Source organism: Lutimaribacter marinistellae, assembly GCF_042648365.1.
GTDB classification, from domain to species: domain Bacteria; phylum Pseudomonadota; class Alphaproteobacteria; order Rhodobacterales; family Rhodobacteraceae; genus Lutimaribacter_A; species Lutimaribacter_A marinistellae.
In genome coordinates this window covers 1-1,510 of sequence record NZ_JBHRXI010000033.1, presented here as the reverse complement: position 1 = coordinate 1,510, position 1,510 = coordinate 1, and the positions used below count along the sequence as shown (strand labels likewise).

The 1,510-nt window shown below is 61.3% G+C and carries 1 protein-coding gene and 1 pseudogene; both read left to right on the top strand.

The window, feature by feature from the left end; genetic code table 11:
• Nucleotides 1–267 (top strand): annotated as a pseudogene (locus tag ACFORG_RS20200) (calcium-binding protein); the annotation flags it as partial.
• A 101-nt stretch (nucleotides 268–368) separates the two neighbouring features.
• Nucleotides 369–1,510: calcium-binding protein (locus tag ACFORG_RS20195; RefSeq protein WP_386737382.1), on the top strand; the 1,142-nt coding region annotated here is incomplete at its 3' end.

Below are 1,510 nucleotides of genomic sequence, written 5' to 3'. Positions count from 1 at the left end.
ATCGCCGGGAACAAGGGCGACGACACGCTGCGCGGCGGGCTCGGCGCCGACGTGTTCCAGTTCTGGTCGGGCAACGGCAACGACACGATCCTCGACTACAATGACGGTGTCGACAAGATCCAGTTCGTGACCGGAGCCGCCAACTACGCCGCGCTGACCATCACCCAAGTCGGTGCCGACGTGCGCATCGACTACGGCGCGGGCGACCAGATCCTGCTGATCACCGAAACCGCCGCAAACCTGACCGCGGGGGATTTCATCTTCTGATCGCAACGCGGGATTGATCCAGGTCAAACCTGGTGGCCGAGATATATGGGATGCTGAATATTTAAGCGGCCCGCAAGATCTCGGCCATCGGGAGAAACGCCATGACCTTTGTGATCAGTACCACCGTCACGGCCCCAGAAACACTCACCTCGGGGCAGTACGGCTTCATTGCACCGAGCGGATCGCTCGTCGTGTCGACGGCCGACGCGGTCAGCGCCTCTGGAACGGTGGATGTCACGGTACTCGGGGCCATTTCGGCCACGGGCTCCGACAACCGCGCCATAGAACATGGCGGAACAGGCCTCCGCGTGGAAATCGGCGCCGACGGGCACATCTCCTCGGCCGACAGCGAGGCAATTTCAACAATCGCCTACAATTTCGTATCGGTGGTCAACGCGGGCCACATCTTCTCCTATTCCTCGGCGCTGGACCTGAACCCTTTCACCACTTCTGTTTCGATAACGGTGAAGAATTCAGGCGTGATCGATGCCGGCGGCTCGGCCATCGACGCCGATAGCGGTGCCGCGAGTATGCGTATCGAGAATACCGGCCTCATTTCCGGGGCATCGACCGCGATCTACAATGCGCATGCCGGGCAGACGGGCGGCACAACGCTGATCAACGATGGCGAGATCATCGCCCGCGACATTTCCTTCTTCGGCTCGCTCGGCAATGACTTCGTCCGCAACAGCGGCCTCATGAGCGGCAACGTCATCCTTTCGGACGGAGACGACACTTATGATGGGCGCGAAGGCTCTGTAACCGGGGTAGTGGCCGGAAACGGAGGCAATGACCTCTACATCGTGGACGATGCGACCATCGAACTGCTCGAACAGGCACCGGACGGTAACGACACGGTGGAAAGTTCCGTCTCGTTCAAACTGCAGGATCACATTGAAGAACTCACGCTTCTCGAAGGCGGGGACATCAATGGCGAAGGCAATGACCTTTCCAACCGGATCCGCGGGAACATGGGGGCCAATCGCATCGATGGCGGGGGCGAGACGGATTACATCTTCGGCCGCGGTGGATCGGACACGATCCTTGGCGGTGATGGCGACGATTACCTCAGCACCAATTCAGGTTGGGACCGCGTCTATGGCGAGGCGGGCAACGACACCCTGCTCGGCGGCGCGGGCCGCGACGTTCTCGACGGCGGCGAGGGACAGGACCGGGCCTCCTACTACAACGCCCAGCTGACCGGCGTCTTCGCAAGCCTTCAGAACCCGGCCAACAACACCGG